Origin of the sequence: Burkholderia sp. E168m23 (genome assembly GCF_016586125.1) — a bacterium.
GTDB classification, from domain to species: Bacteria; Pseudomonadota; Gammaproteobacteria; order Burkholderiales; family Burkholderiaceae; genus Burkholderia; species Burkholderia orbicola.
The window spans coordinates 1-523 of the sequence record NZ_BCPP01001720.1; the positions used below are offsets into that span (position 1 = coordinate 1).

Consider the following 523-nt stretch of genomic DNA (forward strand, 5'->3'; position numbering starts at 1 on the left):
TCGGCCAGGAAGGGACGCTCGCGGCCGCCGGCATCGTGACGTTCGAACGACGGTTCGTCTCCTGGAAGCGTCGCTGCATCTGTGGCCGACACCCCGTGCGAGAGATCATGATTCTGCCCCTGGCCGAATTCGGCCAGCCGAAACGAGGCGTGCCGGCTCTTCGTCCAAAGAACGGCAAAAATCAGTGCTGCTGTGCGCCGGATTGAATCGCGGCCTGACGCTGCGATGACGTTTGCTCAGCCTGCAATCGCGCTTCAGCCTTTTGGAGCCCCGCCGGGTAGTCCACATCAACGGAAAGCGGGTTGTAGCCGGCTTGTTCGAGGTTCGCAAGTTCGGCGCGTACTTGTGCGCGCGAGAGCGGCATGTCGCTCTGGGCGAACGACGTAAGGGGAGCCGAGGCGAGCAGGGCGAGGCCAGCCGTCACGATAATCTGTTTCATCACATACGTAATTTTGGGCGTCGGTTCAACTGAAGTACTGCTAGAAGTCTCGAAGTATATGCGCCTAAAGCTAGGTATTTACCC

General features: G+C 59.7%; 2 protein-coding genes. One reads left to right on the plus strand and one right to left on the minus strand.

Translation table 11 applies throughout. The features are described 5' to 3' along the window. The coding region (locus JMF90_RS40560) for a hypothetical protein (protein WP_236598168.1) at positions 1-206 on the plus strand (206 nt) is incomplete at its 5' end. Here the strand turns inward: JMF90_RS40560 and JMF90_RS39870 are convergent. Further along, positions 182-439, minus strand: coding sequence for a DUF4148 domain-containing protein (locus JMF90_RS39870; RefSeq protein ID WP_011548555.1), 258 nt, complete (start codon positions 437-439; stop codon positions 182-184). The two genes, JMF90_RS40560 and JMF90_RS39870, sit on opposite strands and share 25 nt — an antisense overlap. Positions 440-523 lie beyond the last annotated feature (84 nt).

Coding starts and splice junctions, on each gene's coding strand:
- JMF90_RS39870 (WP_011548555.1), bottom strand. CDS start 439: ATGAAACAGATTATCGTGACGGCTGGCCTCGCCCTGCTCGCCTCGGCT.